The organism is Robinsoniella sp. RHS (assembly GCF_001029355.1).
GTDB classification, from domain to species: domain Bacteria; phylum Bacillota; class Clostridia; order Lachnospirales; family Lachnospiraceae; genus Robinsoniella; species Robinsoniella peoriensis.
On record NZ_JNGB01000035.1, the window covers coordinates 29,522 to 54,923 of the forward strand.

A 25,402-nucleotide genomic window follows, 5' to 3' on the forward strand; every position below is an offset into this window, starting at 1 on the left:
AGCAAAGGGGAGTACCTCTCTTTTTTGCATATCCTTTTCTGATGTTCGGAAAAGGATTTTTTTAATTTAGAAAAGTGAGGATAAGAACATGAAGAAGGAAATGCAAAAGAACAGCACAAGCAAACTGACAGGCAAAATTGGTAAAAAGGCAGCAGCTGTGATCCTGACAGCGGCTATGTGTATGTCACTGTTTGCCGGATGCGGGCCGGGAACAAAAACAGGTGAAACGAATGGGGCGCAGGGAACCGCTGCAGAGGAAGCTGTCCGGGAAGTAACGGATGCGGCAGGAAATGTAGTAAAGGTGCCGGCAGATATTTCAAAAATTGCAGTAACGCCGCTGCCCTGGTCGTCCGTTATCTATGCGATAGACGGAAGTTCTGACCGAATGGTTTCCATTAATCCAGGAGCTATGAAGGCATATACCGGTAATTTCTTTGAAAAGCTGGACAGCCATTACGGCACACTGGATACTTCCAGTATCGGGAAAGATTTTTCAATCAATATGGAAGAAATGGTAAAGGCAGGCGTACAGGCTGTAGTCATCTGGGATTATCAGACAGATGAAGCGAAGCAGTTGAAGGATTTGGGAATAGTTCCGGTCATGGTGAAAAACGAAACCGTTGAGGAGCTGCAGAACAGTTTTAAGGCAATCGGACAGCTGCTTGGCAAGGAAGACAGGGCACAGGAATTTATTGATCTCTATGGGAACACCTATGACCGTATCAAATCTTATCAGGACAAGACAGCCGGAGCTGAAAAGCCAAAGGTTTTGTATTTAAGGAATACCGAATTAAAGCTGCAGGGAAATGATAATTTTATCAAAGAAGCGTTGGAATTGGCAGGAGCAGATAATGTGGCAGCCGATATCTCTGATATTACCATGGAAGAAATAATAAAAATCAACCCGGATATTATTTTATTGAGCTGGTTTGATGATTTTGTCCCTGAGGATTTATATGAGAATAAGATTGACGGTCAGGACTGGAGTAATGTAAATGCCGTAATCAATAAAAAAGTGTATAAGACGCCCCTGGGAATTTACCGCTGGGATGCTCCCGGTGTGGAAACCCCTCTGATGATGATGTGGCTGGCAACGTTAATACAGCCGGATATTTTCTCCGATATCAATATAGAACAAGAAGTGAAAGATTATTTCACTAATTATTTCCAATATACATTAACGGATGAGGACTTGGCACAGATCATGAGTGACGCGGCTAATGCAGACAGTGTAAAATAGAAACGGGAGAGGCACCTTATGGAATCAAAAATAAAAAAGAAGAAAACCTATGGGGTGATTTTAACTTTCATGATATTGCTGCTGCTGGCACTGACAATAATGGCGATTGGATTGGGGAGATACTTTATCTCTCCAATTGATGTTATAAAAATAATTTTTTCAAAGATTCTGGACATTCCCCAAACATGGGAGAAGCAGGCGGAAGGAGTTGTTTTTACGCTGCGGCTACCTCGTATCCTGGCGGCGCTTCTTGTAGGAGCAGCGTTATCCTTATCGGGTGGATCTTATCAGGGAGTTTTTAAAAATCCATTAGTGGCACCGGATATGCTGGGCGTATCCGCAGGCGCCTGTGTCGGGGCATCTTTGGCAATTTTGTTTCAGTCAAATCAACTGGTAATCCAGATAGCTGCTTTTGGAGGTGGAATAATAGCCGTAATGGCGGCCACTGCAATTCCCAGATTTATCCGGAATAACTCCATGATGACTTTGGTGCTGGCAGGGGTAATTGTGGGAGGACTGATGAACTCTGTATTAGGGCTGCTAAAATACCTGGCAGACCCGGATACACAGCTTGCATCCATAACCCACTGGCAGTTAGGAAGTCTTTCCAGCATAGTGTGGCGGGATATTATTTATGCAGGACCCGCGATTATTGTGTCTATGCTGGTATTATTGCTGATCCGCTGGAGGATCAATATTCTTTCCCTGGGAGAAGATGAGGCAAAAACTCTGGGGACAAATATAAAAAAATCCAGAGGGCTGGTTATATTTTGTGCTACGGTTCTTACAGCCAGTGCGGTATGTATCAGCGGAACAATCGGATGGATCGGTCTGGTCATTCCACATTTTGGAAGAATGCTGGTGGGGCCTGATAACAGAAAACTGCTTCCGGTTTCTGCAGTACTGGGTGCCATATTTTTGCTGTTGATTGATACGCTGGCAAGAAATTTAACCAGTGCAGAGCTGCCGCTTTCTATCTTGACAGGATTAATTGGAGCGCCGTTTTATTTTTACTTATTATTAAAGCAAAGGATGAAGCTGTCATGATTTTAGAAGTAAAAGACCTTGCATTTTCTTATCATAGTGATCATAGCCGGATGCTGTTTCAGGATGTTAATTTCACTCTGCAAAAAGGAGAAATCTTCTCCATTTTGGGAGCGAATGGTGCAGGAAAATCCACTCTTCTGAATTGCCTGGCTAACTTATTGCGTCCGGCAAAAGGACAAATATTATTAAACGGACATAATCTCACTGATTCTTCTCTGAAAAAAATAGCCCAGACAATCGGCTACGTTCCCCAATCCCATACCCCGGCATATGCTTACTCCACCGAAGAGTTTATCGTCATGGGTAGGGCACCCTACCTTGGATTATGTGCACAGCCAGGGGAACAGGATTATGAACTGGTCAGGGAAGCGATGGGGGAATTGGGGATTACTCATCTGTCAGAACGTCCTTATACGGAATTAAGCGGAGGGGAACGGCAGCAGGTAATCATTGCCAGGGCAATCGTACAGCAGCCCGATATAATCATGCTGGACGAGCCAACCAACCACTTGGACTACGGCAATCAACTGCGCATGATCCAGCTCATTCAAAGATTAGCACAGAAAGGTTATAGTGTCATTATTACAAGCCATATGCCCGATCACGTTCTGCTATTAGGAGGTGCGGTGGGTATGCTTGGAACGGATGGCAGACTGCAGGTGGGAAGTACGGAAGAAATCATGACGGAAGAGAATCTGAAACGTCTGTATGATATTGATGTCCATATGGTTTATATAAAAGAAGTTGGAAGGAAAGCCTGTGTAGCCGGGATGGAAGGCAGTGAAAAGGAAGGCAGTGAAATGGAAGGCATTTAATAGTTATGCAGTTAATAGGAATGCAGTGAATAGGAAGGTAGTAAAAAGAAAGGCAGTGAAATGGAAAGCAGTAAATATGGAAAGCAGTAAAATTGCAGGGGAATCTGCAGTAAGATATGGGGAGAAAGATGAAAACTATTAGAATTGCATTTTATGGAAAAGGAGGTATCGGGAAATCAACGATTGCCTCTAATGTATCGGCAGTACTGGCCTTGGAAGGGAAAAAAGTATTACATATAGGCTGTGATCCCAAAGCGGATTCCACAAGAGGTCTGACAGGGAAGAGGATACCCACTCTTTTGGATCAGCTGAATCAGAAAGATGAGTTATTAGTCCGGGAGGATGTGCTGTTTGCAGGAGTAAACGGTGTGCAGTGTCTGGAGGCAGGTGGCCCTCAGGCAGGCTGCGGCTGTGCAGGACTTGGAATAACGGCAGCTATGGATGAACTGGAACGTATGGGAATCCTGGATGAATCATGGGATGTCATTGTGTACGATGTTCTGGGAGATGTGGTATGCGGCGGCTTCTCAGTACCGATGAGACAGCACTATGCGGATCAGGTATATATTGTTACTTCACCGGATTATATGTCCATTTATGCTGCAAATAATATTTTAAAAGGCATCAGGCGCTATTCAGCAGAGGATAACAGTTTATTGGGCGGTCTGGTTTTGAATCATGTGAAAGATGAACGGGATATACGGATCGGTGAGAGGTTTTCTGTAAAAACCGGAGCACCGATCACCGTAACAATCCGGGAGAGCAGCGAAATGAGGATGGCTGAATTTCAAAGAATGCTCTTTACGCAGGAATTTCCGTACGGCATGAATACGGCTGCATTAAAAAAATTTGCAAATGCTCTGTCTGGACACAAGGCAGTAAGGTGTTTCCGGGGATTGGATGCAGAGGAAATGGAGCAGTTTGGAATGGAGATATTTAGAGAGGAAATATCGGAATGGGATGAGGCTGCGGAAGGAACATCCTATTAAACACCGGTAAGGAAAATGGATGATGAATAAATGTGAAATTGAAATTGTTCTGACAGACGAATCACCTGATATGCAGAAAATTCCGGATCAGATTTTAAAGGAGAAAGGGCTGGCATTGGTAGCAGCAGGCTCTTTAGCCTGTGTACGGATACTATATTTTCGGGCCTGCAAGCTGGGAAAGCTGCAGCAATTTTTTGGCTGTCCGGTGACTGCCCGGGAATATGGAATGGGAATGCAGGGCAGAAAACTGAGAAATTGCATCGGGAAGGCGCTGAAAATGGAAGGCATACGGGGTGTTATTGTCTATGCATCCTGTATGGAAGTTCTGACTCTATGGGATTTTCAAAAAGAGTTGGAACAAGTATCCAATCCACATAACATTCCGGTCAAAATACTGTACCGGGGCCCGCTGGTGAAAAGAAGAAAACCTCCGGCGGAATCCTTACGACGAATCCTGTCGGAGATAGAGGAGAATCAGGAGGCAGCTCAGCCAGAGCAGCAGCCAGATATCCCGCTGCCTCCGCCTGCGCCGGATTTTTCCGGCATTGCGTCACTGCTTCAGGAATGGAACTGTGAGACTTTACTGCTTACACCCGGAGGATGTAAAAGCTGTATTGAAAGTGCTGATGGAACAGACGGTATGCATGACCTGAAAAGCACCAGATTTCATGATGCCAACGTCTGTCTGGGATGTGAAAAACAGCTTATAGATGCAGCTGTCCATCAACTTACCGGTAAGGGACTTTTATGCCTGTTGGGAAGTGCGGTCATTAAAACGGTTGGAATGGATGTAAGAGGCATAACCGGAGAACTTGAAAAATCCGGCAGACCCTGTGTATATCTGCCAAGCGACGGATTTGAGGGAGCGCCCCCGGCAATGGCTCAGGCATGGCTTATGCTGGGACAGAAACTGCTCTTAAAGCATCCGTCTGATGAAAGGAACAGCTGTGACATCTGGATTTTGGGATATTCAAGATTAGGAACAGGTAAAATCGAACATCTGAATCCTATAATAGAACGATTAAACAATATGGGATGCAGTGTTACGATCTGGAGTAACAAGGAAACAGAAAGCAATGCCCCACTCCCTTTTCTGACTTGGGTTGTGAGTACGGAAGGATTGAAACTGGCACAGTGGATGAAAGATAAATATAACATACCATATGTGGATGCATTGCCGGTGGGTGAAAGGATGCTGGAAAGTTTTATCAATAAAATCGCTTCCATCAAAAATAAAACGCAGTATTTGGAACAAGTAATGAAGCACGCTGAGAGTTCAGACAGTAGAGACAGCAGAAATGTTGTGATCATTGGTGAACCTGTGCTGTCTAATGGAATTAAATATTATCTTCAAACGGAAAGAGGATTTACAAATGTGCAAATATCAGCATATGCCCCAACCCAGGGGATGCAGTCCTTTTACCGCCAATATGCAAAAGAGGTGTTACAATTCACCTCTCCTGAAGAATTGTGTGGGCAATTGTGTGGACAAAAGGCAGACATTGTAATTGCAGATCCTTTGTTACTACAGGTATTTAATAGAAATATTGTGCGCATACCATTACCCTATCCGATATTCAGCGGACGCATTTTTGCAGAAGATTTCTATGAATATGCGGGTGGGCGTGGAGCAGAGTATTTGAATCGTTATTTAGATTAATAGAGTAGGCATGTCCCTTCATCTGTTGTGAAATATGACACGGATTGAAGGGATATTTTTTATCAAAAAGTATTTTTACACAAAAACAGGGTGTTTGACATTTGCAAATTTATAAATATATGATAATATGGTAACAGTTGACAGGACAGTTTATACAACGAAAATACAGCTGTATAAAATAACAGTGCAAAGGACAGGTACCATTTAAATATGAAAGACCATGACAAAGAAAAAAGGAAAAAAAGATTGGAGTTAAATCTTAAGATGAGGGTAAAAATATTAATCCTGTGCCTGGGATTGACTTTGTTTGCACTTATTTTACAGACCATCCTGTTTGAAAATTCTTCATCCGGTCTGATCTATAATCAGGCGAAAGAGGAAAGTTTTGCTTCGCTGCAGAACATGCAGAACGAAATATATGGATTTGTAAAAAATATGGAAAGCAATATGATCGAAATTTACAGTGAAAAAGACTTGATTCAAGGACTGAAAAATAAAGAGAAAATAGAAAATCTGAGAACCGATTTTTATCGTTTGGCTTATAATTTTGGCACCAGCCATTTTGCCACTACAGATGGAGTGGTGGCAATGTATCTATACAATCCGCAGCACGAGATTATCAGCACTTATCGAAGGGCAGTTACGCCCAAGCATAATTATCAGACGGATATTTATGAGGATGCGGAGAACCAAAACGCAGGGGTTGTGAAAGAGTATGTGGAGTCGGATGATACGACGATGCTGATATCCAGTTATTATAATCAATACCGGGAAACGGATATTATTCGGTTGGTTTTGAAGATTTATAATAACAGCAATTTAAATGATGTAATCGGATATGCGGTCTGCGATATTGACAGCAAAGTTATCCGTTCCATCATGGAAAAGTACAGTACGGATAAAACCATGTTTATGTGGATTCAGCCATCCGGAGACAGGCCGGCGGTAAGTATCGGCAGCCTGGAAGGCAAGGATGTGGAATACTACAATGAAATCAGCGCCAAGATACAGACTACATCATCCAGTGATGTAGCAAAATTATTAACTACATCGAAACGGGTGTTTTTCCAGGTTCCTCAGAAGAAGTATAACATGGATGCATATTCTCTTATGCCCAGGTCACTGCTGGTGCAGAATCAGAAGGCGCTTACAAAGAATCTGATTTTCATTGCATTGATTATGATTATAGCCGCTGCCATATTGACGATTCTGGTATCCCGGGGACTGACAAAGCCTCTGGATAAACTGATGCAGACCATAGAGCGGATCAAAGGCGGAGAAACCCATTTGCGGGTAGATGTACATAACAGAGATGAGGTGGGGATTCTGGGACAGAGTTTCAACGAGATGCTGGATCAGATGGAGGTACTGATTAGCCAGGAGTATGAGACGAAGCTGCTGCTAAACAGGGCAGAATACAAGGCGCTTCAGGCGCAGATCAATCCACATTTCCTGTACAACACCCTGGACACCATGAGCAGTATCGCTCAGATTCAGAATTGTCCCGAAGTCAGTGGACTCAGCCAGTCCCTTTCTAATATTTTCCGGTACAGCCTGGATATGAAAAATCCCTTTTCTACGGTAGCAAAAGAAATTGTGCATCTGAAAAATTATGTTTATGTTATGAATGTAAGGATGCGGGATAATGTAAAATATAGCTTTGATATAGATGAAACAGTGCTTCAGGATACAGTTCCCAGAATTTCTATACAGCCATTAGTGGAGAATGCTTTAAACCATGGACTGCGCAACACCAGGGGGGACAAGGAGATTATAGTCTGCGCCCAGGTGCGGGAGGGAAATTTATGGATCAGTGTGCAGGACAACGGAGTTGGAATGGATGCTGCAAAAGTGAATGAGATTCTGGAGAAAAACGATATTAACCTGGTGGAAAAAGGAAGCTCCATCGGATTAAATAATATTAATGCCCGTATGAAAATGCTGTATGGCAGAGAGTATGGAATCCATGTGGAAAGTGAGGTGGGAAAAGGAACCAGAATATATCTGAAAATACCAAGAGTAAAAATGGAGGAGGTCAGTTCATGGATGCAGCAGCCTATAAAGTCCTGATTGCAGATGATGAGTATTGGACAAGGGAGAAAATAAGGAATATGATATGTTGGGAGAAATATTCCTTAGAGTTTATGGAACCGGCAGTAGACGGGGAAGATGTGTTAAATAAAATCCAACTGGAAGAGCCGGATATACTGATAACCGATATAAACATGCCTTTTATAAATGGAGTAGAACTTCTGTCCATTATCAAAGACAAATACCCTGATATAATTACTTTCGTCATAAGTGGGTATGATGATTTTCAATATGTAAAGGATACATTTATGTCAGGGGCAATAAACTATCTGGTAAAGCCTGTGACCAAAATCGATCTGGTAAATGCGCTGTCGAAGGCGCTTGAAATTATCAGCACCCGCAGGTGTGCAAAACAGGAGGAAGAAGAACGGCAAATGAAGCTGCTAAAAGCAGCCTCGCTGATACAGGACCGTGAATTCAGCCTTTTGGTGGAGCGGGAAGATACGCCGTTTACACCAACCATTACTATGAACAGTGAAATTAATTTTGCAGGCGCAAGCCTGATGCTGATTAAAATACATAACTTGAATGAGCTTATGAAGAAGTATCAATATGATATGAATAAGCTTTCTTATCATGTGAAAAAGGAAATCAAAAATATTGTTTCAAAAGAGAGCTCTATGGTATTTAATCATATTTTCCGATCCAACGAGTTTATTGTAGTTTCTGAAATCGAAAATGAAGAATTGAAGAAGGCGGCTGAAAAACTTATCATATATCTTGCACCGGCAGCGAATTCTCCGGTAACAGCCTGCATCAGTGAGCACAGCTATACCATGGACAGCATACATATGGCATATGTTCAGACCGTGGCGCTGTTTATGACCAGAATTTACGAAAATAGAAATGAGATTCTCATTGCCGGCAGGGGCACGGAAAACCAGAAAAAGGTTCATAACCAGTTGAGCAGTGAGTATGAAAAACAGATTAAGAGTCTCTTGCAAAGGGGAAATAAATCTGCGTTAAAACAATTGATCTTTGATACTATTGGACTGCGAAGATGTCAGGAAGAAAAGTGGGAATATCTGGAGGTAAAGCAGACAGTCAAGAAAATTCTTAATATTTTTACAGATTATACCGCAGAGCAGGGAAATCCGAAAAAATTAATGGATATGGAAAATATGGCAGATGTGGCAGATAAGATCATCGAACTTCTGGATGCGGATGTGCTGTGTGAAGTGCTTTGTGACATTATAGAGTTTGCCGTCACCAATCAGGGAGAAGCTGCAACAGACTCTATACGAAGTGTAGTAAAACAGGCAGTACAGTTTATAGACAGCAACTACTTTGAAGAATTGAGCCTGTCCTCTCTTGCTCAGCAGTTCAATGTGGAAAGTTCCTATTTTTCCAAGATGTTCCGGCAGGAAACAGGGGAAAATTTAATGGTCTATATCACTCGATTAAGAGTTGAAAAGGCAAAAGAATTTATGGATAATAAAGAGGTAAGCCTTACCGAAATTGCCTTTATGGTTGGGTACGATGATTACACTTATTTTAGCCGTGTATTCCGGAAAGTGGAGGGGAAAAGTCCGAGAGACTACAGAACGGGTATTACCGGACAGAGGGAAGTATGAGAGAATATCATGTATACAAAAAAACAGCCCGCAGCATCCCCTTCATGCGGGCAAATTCTCCTGCAAACTGTGATGTACAGCCAACGGAAAGCAATTTTAAAACATGCCAAAAAATAATCCTGATGTGCATAGCTGTCCTTTTGTTTCTTACAGGATGCGGGCAGAAGGAAGTGCCGGTGTACCATCAGGACGAAGACGGGATTTTGCTGACGGTTCTGGCGGGACAATCGACTTCCGATGCAGGTATAGAAGATATGATTGATGAAGTTATCGCTGAAGAATATCCAAATGTAAAACTCCAGTGGGAGTGCGTGGATTGGGGAGAAAAATTCAATTCCCAAATGCAGGGCAGGTTTGCAGCAGGAGACATTCCCGATATTATGATTGGAAAAGCACAGGACGTTCAGGCATATGCCCATACCGGGAATCTGTCTGTTCTGCCAAAGGATTATACAGACAGAATCAGAGCAGAAGCGTTAAAAGCAGTGACGGTAGACGGTGCCGTGTATGGAATGCCATATAATGCCTGGTATCAGGGAGTCATTTATAACAAAGAGATATTCAGAAAATATAATCAGATAGTGCCGGAAACACAGAAAGAGCTGAGTGATATTATAAAAGTTCTAAAAGAAAATGGTGTAACACCCTTTGCCAGCCATTTCAGGGAGAGCTGGAAAGTGGGAAATATGACCATGCAGTTCTTTATGAATGAAATATTCAGCAGCACACCTGAATGGGGAGACCGGTTCAGGCAGGGTGGGGTTAACTTTGCAGACAGCCCGGTTATAAGACGCTGCCTGTCTTATAACAAAATGATACTGGATGCCAGCTGGCAGGACGCACTATTGATTGATCAGTTTGAAAGTGACAGCCGGTTTACGCAAGGACAGGCTGCAATGTATCTGACCGGATCCTGGTCCATGCAGTTTACGAGCCAGTATAACGAGAATATGGAGCTGGGAATCTTTCCATTTCCCAATGAAAATGGTGATGCCCGGCTTATCAGGGAGACAAACATGACCTTTATGAAAAGTTCCAAAACAAAGCACAGTGAATTGATTAACGATATCTTCAACACCCTGCTGACAAGCGAAAAACTGGAACGTGAAATTCTGGACTTTACCCAGACGGCTTCAGTCGTAAAAGGAGTAGAACCGGCCAGCCGCAGCAGGATTCAGGATGACATAGACAGATATGAGAAAAATGGCCAGGTCGTAGAAGTGAGCCTGGGCAACTCTCAGTTTGTCTGGTCCTTTCAGAATGATCTGGCTGCCCAGCAGCTTTTATGGCTTCAGGGTGAGAAAACCCTGGATGAAGTATTGGCATATGCGGATCGGGAACGGGAGGAGAGTGCGTATTGAATGAGTAGCTGAAAATATTGATTATATTTTATCACATAATAGGTTAGATTATAGGTTGTTTATAAGTTAGATTATAGGTTAAATGATAGCTAAATTAGAATCAGATGTCTCCCTTTTCAGATTGATTAGAGAATGGTATAATGTTTATAATTAATAATATAGTGCAGCATATGTTAAGAAGAATATGACACTTATAGAAAAGTCATAATGATTGCAAATAAATATGTTGGATAGAGATGAGGTGGGTATTTGGAACTTAAAAAATTACCGGTTGGTGTAGAGGATTTTTGTGAGATGATAACAAAAAAATTCTATTATGTAGATAAAAGTATAATGATTAAAGAACTCCTGGATCTAAAAGGAAAAGTAAACTTATTCACAAGGCCAAGAAGATTCGGTAAAACCCTGAATATGAGCATGTTACAATATTTCTTCGAAATTTCGGAAGAAAATAATAAAGAAATCTTTTTAGATTTAAAGATTGCCCGGACCGGGGAACAATACATGAAATATCAAGGAAAGTATCCCGTCATTAATCTTACACTAAAGGGTGCAAAACAAGCAAACTTTGAGTATGCTATTTTGAGCATTAAGAGAGCAATTTCAAGTGAATTTCAGAGGCACAGGAAAGAAGTACTCAAATATGAAGCAGAAAAAGACCGTGTTCTAAAGATATTAGACGCAGAAGGTGATACAGGTGTTTATCTGGATTCCATACAGCTTTTATCCAAGTGTCTGTATGAGTATTACCAGACGCCGGTAATCATACTGATCGATGAATATGATGTTCCTTTGGAAAATGCATATTTCAGAGGATTTTACGATGAAATGGTTTCTTTTGTTCGATCCTTATTTGAATCGGCGTTAAAAACTAATAAATATCTGGAATTTGCCGTAATGACAGGCTGTCTGCGCATCTCAAAAGAAAGCATTTTTACAGGCTTAAATAATCTGGAAATAATTTCAATCCTAAGTGTGCACTACTCAGAGCATTTTGGTTTTACAGAAATTGAAATGGATGATATGTTGAAGTATTATGGTTTGGAAGAAAAGAAGGAAACTATCAAAGACTGGTATGACGGTTACTTGTTTGGAAACACAGAAGTCTATAATCCTTGGAGTATCGTGCGTTATGTAAAGGACAGTTACTATGGGTCACATGGTTTTCCCATATCCTATTGGGGAACAACCAGTTCCAATTCAATAGTCCGTACAATGGTAGAAAAGGCAAATGATCTCCAGACAAAGAGCGATCTGGAAATGTTAATGCAGGGAGATGAAATAGAGAAGCCCGTACATGAAGATGTCACTTATGATGAAATATACAACAGTACCAATAACCTATGGAATTTTATGTTTTTTACAGGGTATCTCAAAAAGGTAAGTGAAAGATTTGATGATAACGGAGATCATTTCATAACATTGAAAATACCAAATAAAGAAGTAGCTTACATTTTCAGACACAAGATAATGGGATGGTTTCAGGAAATGATTCAATCCAGAAATTTACAGAATTTGTATTTAGCAATTATCAAATCAGATGAGGCAGAGGTCGAGCAGGAATTAAAACAGCTGTTAAGAGATACCATCAGCTACGAAGATTATAATGAAAACTTTTATCATGGATTTCTGTTGGGATGCCTTTCCGGAATGAGTGATTATTATGTCAAATCAAACAGGGAAAGTGGAGATGGACGCAGTGATATTATCATTCGTCATCCGGATTTTAACGAAAAGGCCGTCATCCTAGAATTAAAGTGCACTGCCAGTCCCCGGAAGATGGAAGATAAGTGCCAGGAAGCCTTGAATCAGATTGAAGTAAAACACTATGATGATGAACTGATAGAAGAAGGGTATGAAGATATTATTAAATACGGTATAGCATTCTGTAAGAAAAATTGTCTGGTGAGAGTTAAAAAATAGTGTTAAAATTATAAGGCCATCCGGTTGCTGGCTGGCCATCTTTGGCCTGTATTACTTTATTTATTGGTGGTATTCAATTATTTTGTATAGGGATACTAGGACAATATATGGCCAATGCCTATCTGAAAGTGAAGGAACGTTCAATTTTGTTTGTAAAGAAAAATGCTGTTCTGGCTGATCCCATCAGGTGGGAAGGTCAGACTGGTGCAAGAATTTCTAAAACATGCTCCAGGAAAACAGATAATAGAAAAAATAATAACGGAGTAAATATCTGATGGAAAAGAAAAAACATGGTAAAATAATTGTAGGCATATTAGTGGTTCTTATTTTGCAAAGCCTAATTTATATTTATTTTGGGAATCAAAAAGTAGGATTTCACATAGATGAATTTTATACATATGCATTATCTAACGGTCAGGAACGTGCCAATGACTTCATAGAAGATGGCAGAATCTATTCTGGCGGCAGTCCATTTACAGAACATTATACAACTAATAAGGATAACAGATTTGATTATGAGATGGTTTGGAGGAACCAGGCAGAAGATGTCCATCCACCATTGTACTATTTTTTTATACACACAATTTCTTCTTTTCTTCCTGAGGTATTTACAAAATGGATAGGATTAGGAGTTAATATATTTTTTTCTCTAGTTGTGACAATATTGGTTTATTTAGTGTCAAAAGAACTTTTAAAAGATAAAAAAGCAGTTTTTTTGTCTACAGTTCTTTTTTCAATATGTCCGGCCGTCATTAACAGTATCATGTTTTTACGAATGTATATCCTTTTAAATATTTGGATATTAGCGGTGGTGTGGCTATTCTTATTATACTATGACAAGAAGAAGCTGGATAAAATTTTTTATGTGGCTTTATTGTGTATTACAGTTCTGGGGACATTGACACAATACTATTTTCTTATATTTTTGTTTTTCTTTGTCTTTATTTTGGAATAAATCTATTGATAAAAAAAAGATGGAAGGATGTGGTTGGGTATATTTTTACCCTTGCTGCGGCAGGGATAATATCCATAGCAGTATTTCCAGCAATGCTTAATCAAATCTTTGGCGATGGTTACAGGGGAGAGCAGTCATTTGAAAACCTTGCTAAAGGAGGAGATTTTTTTGAGCGCCTTGATAAATATTTGGAGATATTCAAAAATAGTTTCTTTGGGAATAAGTTTGGAATTTTTGCATTTATTATAATAATATTAGCGGTAATAGCAATTTTAATGAATATAAAAGACTTGAAAAAGAAGACTGTAGTTTGTTTTTTTAAAGGCAAAGTGATGATGGTTATTTTCACTGTTTTGGCATATACAATATTGGTCATTAAAATATCTCCATTCCAGACACCTCGTTATATATTCTGTATTTATCCATTTATTATAATCGGACTTACAGGCATTTTATTTCGTAGTATGATAACCATATTCAGAGGCAGGGCAAACACTATAGTATTGACCATAGTCAGCCTTATATGTTTATTATCTTTTTATTCCAGTTATAAACAAGGGATGTCCTATTTATTTCTGGAGGAAGAGAATATAATTGATATCGCAAAACAACACAAAGATGAACCAATGATTTGCATCTATGATGGTAAGCAGTGGAAGCTAATGGGAAGTTATTTTGAATTATCTTATAATGAATCAATAATTTATATATCAAAAAAGAATCTTAAGAAACTAGAGAATATAGATATTACAGGTTTTGATAAGATGCAGGTTTATGTAAGTGACTCATTAAATCAGGATAAGATGGTCAATAAAATTTTATCTAAAAATAAAAATTTTAAAACCAGTACACTATTATATAAAGTATCTTATGGGAGTGTTTATGAGTTAGAGTAAGACGTGAAAAATAGATTAGTTTCATTTTAGGTTTTTCCAATTTTATAAATTTATGGATGCATTTTTCTTCAAAATATATTATACTGTTAATCATAGAGAACACTTCTTTTGTATGTATTTGGTTTGGTCGCCTAATACAGTTTAACACAAAGTAGTGTTCTCTTTTTATATTTTTCATCAAGGCGAATAAAATTTTACGTTAGTCATCCCTTTTTCCAATCAATTCGGTCATCTCCCCCACAAACATCAGCGTCAAACGGTGCATCGCCCGCGTGCAGGCAATATAAAGCAGGTTTCTGTCATATGCAGTAGTATAGGTTTTCCTGTCTGCCTCAGGAATGATGACTTCATCAAATTCAAGACCTTTTGACATCTGGATAGAGGTGATGGATACCCCGTTAATAAAATTAGTACTTTCCGGTGTAATCAGATGTATAGGGCAAGGGCAAGTTGCTGCAAGCTGGTCATAGAGAACTTTTGCTGCCTGATTTGTCTTGGTTATGATTCCAAGAGAAGCATTTTCACGTTTCAGAAACTGTTCAATTTCCATTTGGATTCGTTTGATTTCGTTTGAGCTGCTGCTGCATTGTATCAGGCCAGGGGAATCACCGTGGCGTTCCATAGGTTCCAGGGATATCACATGCTGTATGCGTTTGGCAAAGGTTATAATTTCATATGTAGACCGGTAACTTTTATTTAGTTCGATTAGTTCGGCATCCTCATATAATGCCTTTAAATCCTCCAATGTATGCACATGGTTTGGATTGATAAACTGGCCAAAGTCCCCCAGTATTGTTTTCTGGCATTTAAACAAAATATTGATGACCGCATATTGGATGGGCGTGTAATCCTGCATTTCATCAATAACCAGATGTTTGATCCTTTTACTTTCCTGCAACCCGGCAAATGCCCCGTGAAGGTATAGAAATGGATATACATCGGCCCATTCCAGAGTCTTGCCGGACGCCATTACAAGCATGTCCGAAGCTTTCAGCTGTCTGTAGAATTCCCGGTATAGTGAAAGTGTATTTTTAATTTTAAGCATAGTATTCAGACTTTTCAGTATGGAGTTGATCCTGGGTAAATCATGTTCCATGATATTATCGGTCTCAAAGCGGTCACGGATATCTTCTGCGATCATTCTCAGACGCTTCTTTACAGGGTAGCTGCCGTAGGCATGGTAGCGTGCATGTATCCAATTAGATTTAGCGGTAAATGGTCCAAAAGTATAATCTGTGGGTTGGAATATCTGGTCATGCATCTGTCCGATATACTTGTCCATAAGCCGGACAAATTCAAGTGTTGATTTAAAACGGACTCTTCTGTTCCAGGATTCATCCTTTGACTCCAGCGGATCATGGTCAGGTTCAAATCCAATCACTCCTTCTAACTGAATTTCAGCGATATCAGCAAATCCGGATTCATAAATAGGTTCCTCTCCAAGCTCGGGCAGGACGCTGGAAATATAATCGCCAAAAACTTTATTAGGGGATAGTATCGTGATATTTTTGGCGGACAGCCGGTCTTTAAATCGATAGAGCAGAAAAGCAATCCGGTGCAGTGCGATAGAGGTTTTTCCTGACCCGGCAACACCCTGGATGATCAATGTTCCGGATTTTTCATTTCGGATAATGCGGTTTTGATCTTTTTGAATAGTGGAAATAATAGATTTCATCTTTTCATCTGAGGTGTGGCTAAGTTCCCGTTGTAAGACATCATCCTGAATATTAACGGAGCTTTCAAGAGCATACTCCAGCTTCCCATTTTTGATTTTAAACTGGCGTTTGCGGGTTAAATTGCCGTTTACCCTTCCGGAGGGGGCATCAAATCCTGCAGGACCTGTCTCATAGTCATAAAACATGCCGGCTATGGGCGCACGCCAGTCGAAGACAAGGAGTTTATTCTCATGGCTGAATGTGAAGCGGCCAATATAATGCTTCATTGCATGGTCTTCTTCTTCCGGGCAAAAATCAATGCGGGCAAAATATGGGGAATCTTTCAGTTTGTATATTTTATCCCGTACTCCTACCGCAAATGCTCCAATGTGGTCTATTTGCTTTAAAGCAAGTTCATTCTGAAACATTTCGTGGGGGTCAATTTCACCACGGTAATCTGCCATGTAGCGTTTGGCTTCCATATAGTCTTTATCCAGCCGGTCTACTTTCGATTCCGCTTCCTGCAGAGCGTCTTTCAGTTTTTCGTTAATTTCAGCCAGGTGGGTGATTTCATCCGGAAAAGGAATTTCATTATTCAGATCGTTAGACATTTTTCCCCTCCCCCGGCAATACAAATCGTTGAGTGGGATAGCCGTATTCTACCAACAGCTCCGCCTCTGCAAAACCCAGCTCCAGAATTTCTCTGCGATGTCCGGTGTCCGCCCTGTCACCTTCTCTGTAGGTGGTAATGCTGATGTCTTTCCCTTTTAGCAGTTCACTCATTACTTTATCCAGAAAAGCCTTGGGAACGCCCTTTTTACGATAGAGCGGGTGGGTCCCCATGAAATCAATGCTTCCGTTCTGATAAGAAAAAAGCATAATTCCCGTTGCAATTCCGCCATCTTTTAAGATCAATGCCTGCTTTGTGTCGATTCGCTGTTTAAGTACCTGAATATATTCTTCTTCATACAAATGAGGAAAACCATCAATAACAAGCCGGACTAAATCCATCCAGCATGGAATATCTTCTTTTGATGCAAAAGTAACTTCCCATGCAGGTTTTTTATCACTGTGAAGCATATGATACCTCCCTTTAAACTCAAATTTTAATTGCAGCGGGTAAAATTTTTCGTTTTCCCTGTATTTATTAGGAGGCTGCTTGTACATCGCAGTAAAAATATTTGTAAATGCCTGCTGGCTCTCATATCCTGCAATCAGGGCAATTTCCAATATCGATTTATCAGAAAATACCAATAATTTAGCTGCTTCTGTTAATTTTCTCCGCTGGATGTATTCATGAATAGTAAGACCGACACTGGTAGTGAATGTGCGGTGTAAATAGTACTTTGAATAGTGGACGGCGTTAGCAACCACATCCAGATCGGTTTTTTCTGACAAGTGTGATTCGATATAATCAATAGCGGATATAATTTTTTCAATGCTCTTATTCTGCATTCTTTCTCCTCCTTTCAACTGCAATAATTTAAGATTATAACAAAAATGTACGGCTTATTTTTAATCATTCTTGCTGTTTTTCCGGGTGGGTTAAAATGAGTTTTTTACACAAGTTCTTGCTTTATAAAATAAAAACGGCGGCTTTGATCGTTTCAAAACCGTCGTTAAGCTATTTGTTTTTTTCTGGCAATGTAATTCTGCTTCACCAAAAATGGTTTTTGTGTTACCGCTGGACAGCAGTGGCATGATAATTATTTTGATTTCAAGGCTGAAATTATCCGGTTAAATCCATATTTATCTTTTACGCTGCCGCTAACCCCGCGCAATCCGTTCATAATGCTATTGTTACCAATAGAGTAAACCAATGTGGAGCTAACAGAAGGTAATACCACCGGATTTTAAGCATCAGCGGGTTAAGCTGCAAATGCGTAAACCGCCTTCTTATTCTCATCATCTCTAATTATATACATACATACAAACAATATCAATAAATAAACTTCAAACCGCGGAAATCCAAACAGATTCTAATTCTGCCGGTCAAATTCATTTATTTTTTGCTGCGATTCTAAGATATTTTTCTCCACCCTGCTCAGATTCTCCTGTAATTCATCATCGGTTTTTTCCATAGATGCCAGTTGTTCCTTTATATTTTCAATATTATCTTTCATTGGCTGTATGATGCTTGTGATTGCCTGCAATAATTCATTATCTGTCATGGGGTCACCTCCTGTTTTATATACGACTGTTCTTTGAGTGAGTCAACACACCTTAGTGTTCCACCGAATTTTCCAAATATTCACAAGAAAGTACAAGTCTGTTTTTCAATTTTGTCCTACAAGAACATTTTGCAATGCTGTTAAAATAAAGCTATCAAATTGCAAGGAGGAAGAAAATGAAGAAGAAAGCAGTTAAGAAACTATTGTCGGCAGTTTTAGCAGCAGCTATGGTTGTGACATCGGGAGTACCCACGGCGTCTTTGACGGCGCAGGCTGCAGGTAATGAAAACAGTCCTGTTTTAACGGTGGATATGTCCTCGCAAGGGCGGGCACTGAAGCATGGGGCTACCGGATGGCTTTACGGACAGGGAGATGACCAGGTTCCAACATCCAATATGATTACACCGTTAAAACCCAACACGGCTGTGCAGAAAGCGCCAAATGGCATGCAGCATCCCAACGGTGATGTTCTGGATACGGCGAAGACATTTCTGGATTCAGGCGGCAAGCATATTCAGATCTATGTACCGGATTATTATGCCCTTTGGTTCTATGAGTTTACCGGTACAGAGTACTATCTGGAAATTCTGAAAATGCAGGCTCAGGCTTGTATCGATCAGGGTATCCAGGATGAAGCAGTCTATGTATTATACAATGAACCCAGTGAAAATTGGGTAGGCGAATATCATGATGACAAAGGAAATAAGGTAACAGGCTGGAATAGTATGTTCTGGTTCTGGAATGACATGGTTAACGCCCTCAGAGAAGTATACCGGGAAAACGGCATAGAGACAGAACCAAAGACAGCAGGGCTTAACCTGGCTGGCTACAATAATTCAGTTATGGAGCAATACATTAAGTTTTGCGTAGAACATAGCTGTATGCCGCAGATTATCTCCTGGCACGACTTATCCACCTGGCAGTTTAACAACTTTGGCAATGAGTACGATCATTACCGCAGTCTTGAGGCGAAGTACCTTACCGAGGAAAACCAGGAGAAATACGGGGTGGATATTACCCCAAGGGAAATTGTAATTAATGAGTATGCAGACCGTTATGAATGCGCCTCACCCGGCAATCTGGTTCGCTGGATAGGCTTGTTCGAGGATTACGATGTTGCCGGATGCCTTCCGTTCTGGCACTTTTCCAATAACTTAAATGGCCTTGCCGCGGATAACAACGAGGGCAGCGGAGCATGGTGGCTGTTCAAATGGTATGGGGATATGTCGGGCAGTTATTTGAATGTCCAGACATCCAACGCAGAAAAATCTGATTTTTATGGTGCGGCATCCATTGATGAGAACAAAAAAAGCGCAAATGTTATTTTTGGCGGAAAAAGCGGAAATGCAAATATTGTGCTGGACAACTTAGACAGTACACAGACTTTTGGTGAGACGTCAAAAGTCCATGTAAAGGTAGAAGCTACGGATTACACCGGTTTCCATGGTGTTGCAGATGAGCCGCGTACGGTAAAAGAAGGCGCTGCGACTGTAGAGAACGGAACCGTAACAATTCCCATGAGCGACATGAATTCTATGAGCGGATACCGTGTAACGGTGACTCAGGCAAGTGATGATGAGGCAGCCGGGCTTCTTAGCAGCACCTGGAAAGCACTGTATGAGGCAGAAGATGGTATTCTGGGCGGAAATGCCAAAATTGGAAGTGCGGATCAGTTCTATGCGTGCTCCAACAGAAAAAAAGTGGATTACGTAGACACCGCAAATGACAGTGTAACTTTAAATGTATCTGTTCCAAAAGACGGTTACTATAAATACGATATGGTTTATTCTGCGGCAACCGGTGTAAATACCGGAGATCCGGACAAGAACACGCCATATACGGCGATTCAGACTCTGACCGTTGATGGCAATGAAACGATACAAATGGAGCTTCCCAATACCCTGCATTGGTCAATGGGAGGTATGTACAGCACGTATCTGAAACTGACAGCCGGTAACCATACACTGAAAATTGCAGGTTCCGACAGCCAGGGTAAGGCGACTCCGGACTGTGTTTACCTGACTTACAAAGGAACAGAGGAAGAAGATACCCAGTATAATACGACATATGAAGCGGAACTGGGAGAATTTAATGAGTTGATGGGTGAGCAGACAACCCTTACAACAGTAAAGGAAGGCGCAAGAGGCTATATAACCGGACTTGGAGACCGCAAAGTTACAGAGGGCGGCGGTGTCCGCTTTAACGTAGTCGTTCCTGAAAACGGTATGTATACCATTTCCCTGAATTATTCGGCAGAACAGGATGGGACAGCCAATATTTATATTGATAATGATGCAGTGAACCTGGGCAATCTGCGGGCATCCATTGCACTTGTGGCAACCGGTGATAACTGGATGAAAGCATACCAGACCGTTTTCCTGCAAAAAGGAATTAACATACTGGATATTGATGCTGACGGCAGCGTAAATCTGGATTATGTAAATGTAAGACTTGCCGGAGACAGCCAGCCAGTATCCGTGGTAGAGGCAGAATCGGGAGAACTGACAGGAGCAGCAGAAGTGGGAAACAGCCGGAATGTACAGGCATTTGCATCAGAAGGCGGTTATGTAAGCGGTATTAAGGCTGCAAACAGCGTAGAATTAATTCCGGAAGATGATCCAGACTTTACCATCCTTGGTTTGGGACGTGTGAAAGACCTGGGAGAAGCTGCAGATCAGAACAGTCTGGTACTTCACGTAAATGTGCCCGAAGACGGCGCTTATAAAATGGCTGTTTATCAATCCAGCGGTGAGCTGTTTGGAAAGCATGACTATAATGCACAGATGACGGAACGCTATGCATCCTTCTCTGTAAACAGCGGTGAAGCAGTAAAATATGTATTCAGAAATACTTACAGCGATGAAACATTCCGTGCACAGGTAGTAGATGTAAGCCTGAAAGCCGGAGATAATACAATTCGTATTTTCAATGACAATTCCAAGGTCGTTACAAATGGAGTGCTGAAAGAAGGAAAATGGGAACACCGTCCGGAGAACATTGATTATGGCGTATTGACAAATTACACCCCCAATTTTGATAAGTTTGAAATTTATAAAACCACAGGTGAAACTGCTGTGGAAGAAAATACTACCTGTAAAGTCACCACAAAGTCTACAGACGGAGGCCAGGTAAACGCAGACAGAACTAATGTACAAAAAGGAGAGGACGTAATACTGACCTTTACAGCTAATCAGGGGTGTTCTCTAACGGAAGCTTTTGCCGGTGGAGAAAGTATCATGGATCAGCTGACGGCAGATGGAGGAATTGTCCGCATCACCGATGTGCAGAAAGACATGGATGTGCAAGCTTATTATGAAGTTAAAGATTATAAAACCCAGAAGAAACAGCTGGAGTATGTATACGCAGTAAATGCGGGAGATGTTGACCCATCTACGGTAAGTTCGGGAGACAGCTTTGGTTCCAGAAATACGGTAACAGACCAGTTCTATGGGGAAGATCCCGCAACCGGATACAAATGGGGCGTGGTAGATAATTATGTGTATAATGACCGGTATCCGAATCTCTTAACCGGTGAGAAGACATGGCCATGTGAAAATGATGGTGCTACCGATGCATCACCCAAATCCAAATCATTCCGCTATGCGAAGGATCAGAGTGTGGACGATATAGGAGTTGAATATCAGTTTGACCTGGATGCAGGAACCACTTATGATGTGGAAGTGGGATATTATGTGCCGGCTAACTGGACAAATGCAGGGAACCCCAGAACAATGAAGCTGACATTTAATAACGAAGTAATTGAAGACGGTTTTAAGGCTTCTAATGATTCCAACAATCCATATATCATTAAAGCAAAGGCCACACCAGATGAAAACGGTCAGCTGGTAATACAGACTTCCTGTGCAGCAAATGCCGTTTGGGGACCTGTGATCAGCTACATCAATATCATGAATCAGGCGGATACCAACGAATTACAGGCAGCAGTTGACAAATATTATGATCTGAAGGAAGAAGACTATGATCAGGATACCTGGACAGCGTTTGCCAGTGCTTATGAATATGCCGAAGGGATCATTGGTTCTGATGATATTACCATGAATGATGTGAATAATGCACTCTACGATCTGGAATTAGCAGTAGAAAAACTGGAAAAAGCAGTCCATAAAGATGAATTGGATAGTTTATTTAAGAAATATGAGCATTATGAAGAGGAGACCGGACAGGGAATTACATCTGATGAGGACTGGAACGAGTTCCTGATCTCTATGGAAAATGCAGCCTTTATTCTGAATAAAGACCAGGTACGCCAGGAGAGTGTGGAAGCAGTTCAAAGCCGCCTGGAAAATGCAGCAGATAAGCTGAACGCAATCGCCCGTATTGAAATTACGAAGACGCCGGACCGGATGTCTTATTATGTAGGAGACGGTTTTGATCCGTCCGGACTTGTTGTTACAGCTGAGGATACAAAAGGAAATAAAAAAGTGCTGGCAGATGATGCGTATACCTTAAGCGGGTATGATTTTGATACCGCGGGAACGAAAGAAATCACGGTTTCTTATATGGGTAAATCCGCAGCATTTACAGTAGAAGTATCGGTAGCACCAATACCGGATCCTGTATTAAGGAATATTACTGCATGGGTAAATAAGGCAGTCTATATGACCGGGGAAGCATTTGATAAATCCTCTCTGTGGGTGACTGCGCTTTACAGTGACGGGACCACCAAAACGGTATCCGATTATACGATAGCGGGATTTGATTCAGGTAAAGGCGGTAAAATAACCCTTACCATAGGCTATCAGGGATATACTGCAAATGTAGATCTGTATATTCAGGAGAAAACTACGCAACCGGAACCTTCACCGGATAAAGCAGTTCAGTCACCAAAGGTAAAAGCGTCATCGGCTGGTTATAATAGTATTCAGGTAAAATGGAATAAAGTCAGTGATGCGGATGGCTATGTCATTTACCGCTCCACAACGAAAAAAGGAAAATACAACAAGGTAAAAACCATCACCAAAGGCTCTGTCATAACATATAAAGACACCAGGCGTGTGTTTAACCGCACCTATTACTATAAAGTAAAAGCATACAAAAAAGCGGAGGGTCAGACAAAGTACTCCGATTATTCCAACATAGTAAGTGTGAAGACAAAAGTAGCGGCACCTGTTGTAACTCTGAAAAAATCATCATCCACCAGTCTGCGCGTGTCCTGGAAAAAGGTGAGTGGTGCCTCCGGTTACCAGATTGCTTACTCCACCAAAAAAAGCTCCGGATATCAAACGGTTAAGGTGAAAAAGAGCAGTACCGGATATACCATAAAAAATCTTAAAAAAGGCAAAACCTATTATGTAAAAGTGCGGGGGTACCGTACCGTAAAAGGGAAAAAGTCAATGGCAGCTGGTCGGCTGTTAAGAGTATCAAATTGAAATAAGATGTGCATAAACGGGAGCCGGTTCATGGTGATACATGAACTGGCTCCCGGTTTTTGGTAACACATAAAACAAAAAGATTTTTAATTTTCAAAATTGTACAACTTATTTTTTCCGTTTTGTCCTACCTCCCACCTAATTGAAAAAGATATAATTTAGACATAACAAAGACAAGTCCTAAGGAGGAATAAAAAATGAAGAAGAAAACAGTGATCAGTTTTATGTTAATTACATCTATGACAGCTTCCATGCTGGCAGGCTGCGGTGGAGGAGCAAAGGAAACAGAAGCCAAAAGCGAGGCGAAGACAGAGGGGCAGACAGAAGCGAAAACAGAAGCGAAAACAGAAGCAAAGACAGATGCCGTGACGGAAGCGAAGACAGAAGCAAAGACAGATGCGGCAGAACCCCAGACAAAAGCAGAGGGCAGTGCAGCAGCTGTTAATCCGGAGGAAGAAGTAACCCTTTCCGTATTGGCAGGACAGTCAACCACGGATGCAGGTATTGAAGATATGATTGATGCAGCATTAGCTGAGAAATACCCAAATGTTAAACTGGAATGGGAATGTGTAGACTGGGGAAATGATTTTCAGCCTAAAATGCAGCAGTACATGCAGTCAGGGCTGCCGGATATCATGATCGGAAAGGCTCAGGATGTAGCCACTTATGCACCCCAGGGTGTGTTGGGAGAAATCGACAGTACATACCTGGACAGAGGGCTGGATGCAGCCAGAGAAAATGTAACGATTGACGGCAAGACTTATGGTATGGTTTACAATGCACTTTACCAGGGTGTTTATTATAACAAGACTATGTTCAAAGACAACGGATGGGAAGTTCCTAAGACAATGGACGACCTGCAGAAAATAATTGACGACTGTAAAGCGAAAAACATTACCCCATTTGCAAGCCATATGGTGGATACCTGGTCTATCGGAAATGTAACCATGCAGTTTGCCATGAATGATGTATTTAACAAAGATCCTGAATGGGGAAATAAATTCAGGGCAGGAGAAGTATCCTTCAGCGACAGCACAGAAATGCAGGCGGCTTATCAGAATAACAAATTAATCTTTGACAACACATTTGAAAATACATTCTCCATGGAACAGACAGATTGTGACGCAAAAATGGTATTAGGCGAAGCGGCAATGAAAGTTTCCGGATCCTGGTCCATTCAGAATTTCCTGGATATTGATGAGAACTTTGACTTTGGCATTTTCCCATTCCCGAATCAGACCGGAGATTCCAAATTAATATTCGAACCAAATATCACAGTTATGACAAGTGCAAAGAGCGAAAATCAAAATGCGATCAACTGTGTACTGGATGTACTTACATCTGACCAGGATCTTGCAGTAGAAATCTATGACTATACCAAGACAGCATCCATGTTAAAAGATGTATCACCAACCTTTACAAATCCCAGCCAGGAAGATATTGATCAGTATGCAGCTGATGGTATGATCGTAGACGTAACTCTTGGAAATAACCAGTTGGTATGGGGCGGATTCCAGGAAGAGAATGCAAAAGATATCGCAGCATGGCTTCAGGGAGATGAGACTTTTGAAGAATGCCTGAAAGCGTCTGATGCAAGGGTAGATGCCAGCTCAGCAAACTAATTCCTTCCGGACA

General features: G+C 41.2%; 17 protein-coding genes. 14 read left to right on the forward strand and 3 right to left on the reverse strand.

What is annotated here, in order from left to right; genetic code table 11:
- Window positions 1–88 precede the first annotated feature (88 nt).
- From RHS_RS16375 to RHS_RS16425, 12 genes are all read left to right on the forward strand, one after another.
- Window positions 89–1,240 (forward strand): ABC transporter substrate-binding protein, encoded by a 1,152-nt coding sequence (locus tag RHS_RS16375; protein WP_395022672.1) that lies wholly within the window; start codon window positions 89–91, stop codon window positions 1,238–1,240.
- 18 nt (window positions 1,241–1,258) lie between these two features.
- Window positions 1,259–2,287, forward strand: coding sequence for an iron ABC transporter permease (locus RHS_RS16380; protein WP_047833786.1), 1,029 nt, complete (start codon window positions 1,259–1,261; stop codon window positions 2,285–2,287).
- Window positions 2,284–3,102: an ABC transporter ATP-binding protein gene (locus tag RHS_RS16385; RefSeq protein ID WP_044288884.1), complete on the forward strand. Its 819-nt coding sequence runs from the start codon at window positions 2,284–2,286 to the stop codon at window positions 3,100–3,102. Before RHS_RS16380 ends, RHS_RS16385 begins: the two co-directional genes overlap by 4 nt.
- Window positions 3,068–3,244, forward strand: coding sequence for a hypothetical protein (locus RHS_RS31205; protein ID WP_156042762.1), 177 nt, complete (start codon window positions 3,068–3,070; stop codon window positions 3,242–3,244). Before RHS_RS16385 ends, RHS_RS31205 begins: the two co-directional genes overlap by 35 nt.
- Window positions 3,231–4,091 carry a nitrogenase iron protein NifH gene (locus tag RHS_RS16390; RefSeq protein ID WP_044288885.1) on the forward strand — a complete coding sequence of 287 codons (861 nt, stop codon included), beginning with the start codon at window positions 3,231–3,233 and terminating at the stop codon, window positions 4,089–4,091. Before RHS_RS31205 ends, RHS_RS16390 begins: the two co-directional genes overlap by 14 nt.
- 19 nt (window positions 4,092–4,110) lie before the next feature.
- Window positions 4,111–5,751: a nitrogenase component 1 gene (locus RHS_RS16395; RefSeq protein WP_395022676.1), complete on the forward strand. Its 1,641-nt coding sequence runs from the start codon at window positions 4,111–4,113 to the stop codon at window positions 5,749–5,751.
- Window positions 5,752–6,015: 264 nt separating this feature from the next.
- Window positions 6,016–7,821 (forward strand): histidine kinase, encoded by a 1,806-nt coding sequence (locus RHS_RS16400; RefSeq protein WP_047833807.1) that lies wholly within the window; start codon window positions 6,016–6,018, stop codon window positions 7,819–7,821.
- Window positions 7,794–9,416, forward strand: coding sequence for a helix-turn-helix domain-containing protein (locus RHS_RS16405; protein ID WP_047833788.1), 1,623 nt, complete (start codon window positions 7,794–7,796; stop codon window positions 9,414–9,416). Before RHS_RS16400 ends, RHS_RS16405 begins: the two co-directional genes overlap by 28 nt.
- On the forward strand, window positions 9,413–10,777 hold the full coding sequence (locus RHS_RS16410) for an ABC transporter substrate-binding protein (RefSeq protein WP_047833789.1): 1,365 nt from the start codon (window positions 9,413–9,415) through the stop codon (window positions 10,775–10,777). Before RHS_RS16405 ends, RHS_RS16410 begins: the two co-directional genes overlap by 4 nt.
- A gap of 249 nt (window positions 10,778–11,026) precedes the next feature.
- A complete protein-coding gene (locus tag RHS_RS16415) occupies window positions 11,027–12,700 on the forward strand; it encodes an AAA family ATPase (protein ID WP_047833790.1) in 1,674 nt (557 codons plus the stop codon).
- Between the two features lie 274 nt (window positions 12,701–12,974).
- A complete protein-coding gene (locus tag RHS_RS16420; protein ID WP_047833791.1) occupies window positions 12,975–13,655 on the forward strand; it encodes a glycosyltransferase family 39 protein in 681 nt (226 codons plus the stop codon).
- Window positions 13,656–13,660: 5 nt separating this feature from the next.
- The gene (locus RHS_RS16425; RefSeq protein ID WP_047833792.1) at window positions 13,661–14,551 is read left to right on the forward strand and encodes a DUF6056 family protein; all 891 of its coding nucleotides are present in this window, start codon (window positions 13,661–13,663) and stop codon (window positions 14,549–14,551) included.
- A gap of 199 nt (window positions 14,552–14,750) precedes the next feature.
- Here the strand turns inward: RHS_RS16425 and RHS_RS16430 are convergent, their stop codons facing one another.
- From RHS_RS16430 to RHS_RS16440, 3 genes are all read right to left on the reverse strand, one after another.
- Entirely contained in the window at window positions 14,751–16,817 is a 2,067-nt protein-coding gene (locus tag RHS_RS16430) for a 3'-5' exonuclease (protein WP_047833793.1), read from the reverse strand.
- On the reverse strand, window positions 16,810–17,661 hold the full coding sequence (locus RHS_RS16435; protein WP_047833794.1) for a helix-turn-helix domain-containing protein: 852 nt from the start codon (window positions 17,659–17,661) through the stop codon (window positions 16,810–16,812). The genes RHS_RS16430 and RHS_RS16435 overlap by 8 nt, the downstream gene beginning before the upstream one ends.
- 524 nt (window positions 17,662–18,185) lie before the next feature.
- Window positions 18,186–18,377 (reverse strand): hypothetical protein, encoded by a 192-nt coding sequence (locus RHS_RS16440; protein ID WP_047833795.1) that lies wholly within the window; start codon window positions 18,375–18,377, stop codon window positions 18,186–18,188.
- A gap of 176 nt (window positions 18,378–18,553) precedes the next feature.
- Here RHS_RS16440 and RHS_RS16445 point away from each other — a divergent pair, with 176 nt between their 5' ends.
- Together RHS_RS16445 and RHS_RS16450 are read left to right on the forward strand one after the other, a co-directional pair.
- On the forward strand, window positions 18,554–23,767 hold the full coding sequence (locus tag RHS_RS16445) for a bacterial Ig-like domain-containing protein (protein WP_047833796.1): 5,214 nt from the start codon (window positions 18,554–18,556) through the stop codon (window positions 23,765–23,767).
- A 197-nt stretch (window positions 23,768–23,964) separates the two neighbouring features.
- Window positions 23,965–25,389 (forward strand): ABC transporter substrate-binding protein, encoded by a 1,425-nt coding sequence (locus tag RHS_RS16450; RefSeq protein WP_047833797.1) that lies wholly within the window; start codon window positions 23,965–23,967, stop codon window positions 25,387–25,389.
- Window positions 25,390–25,402: the final 13 nt, after the last annotated feature.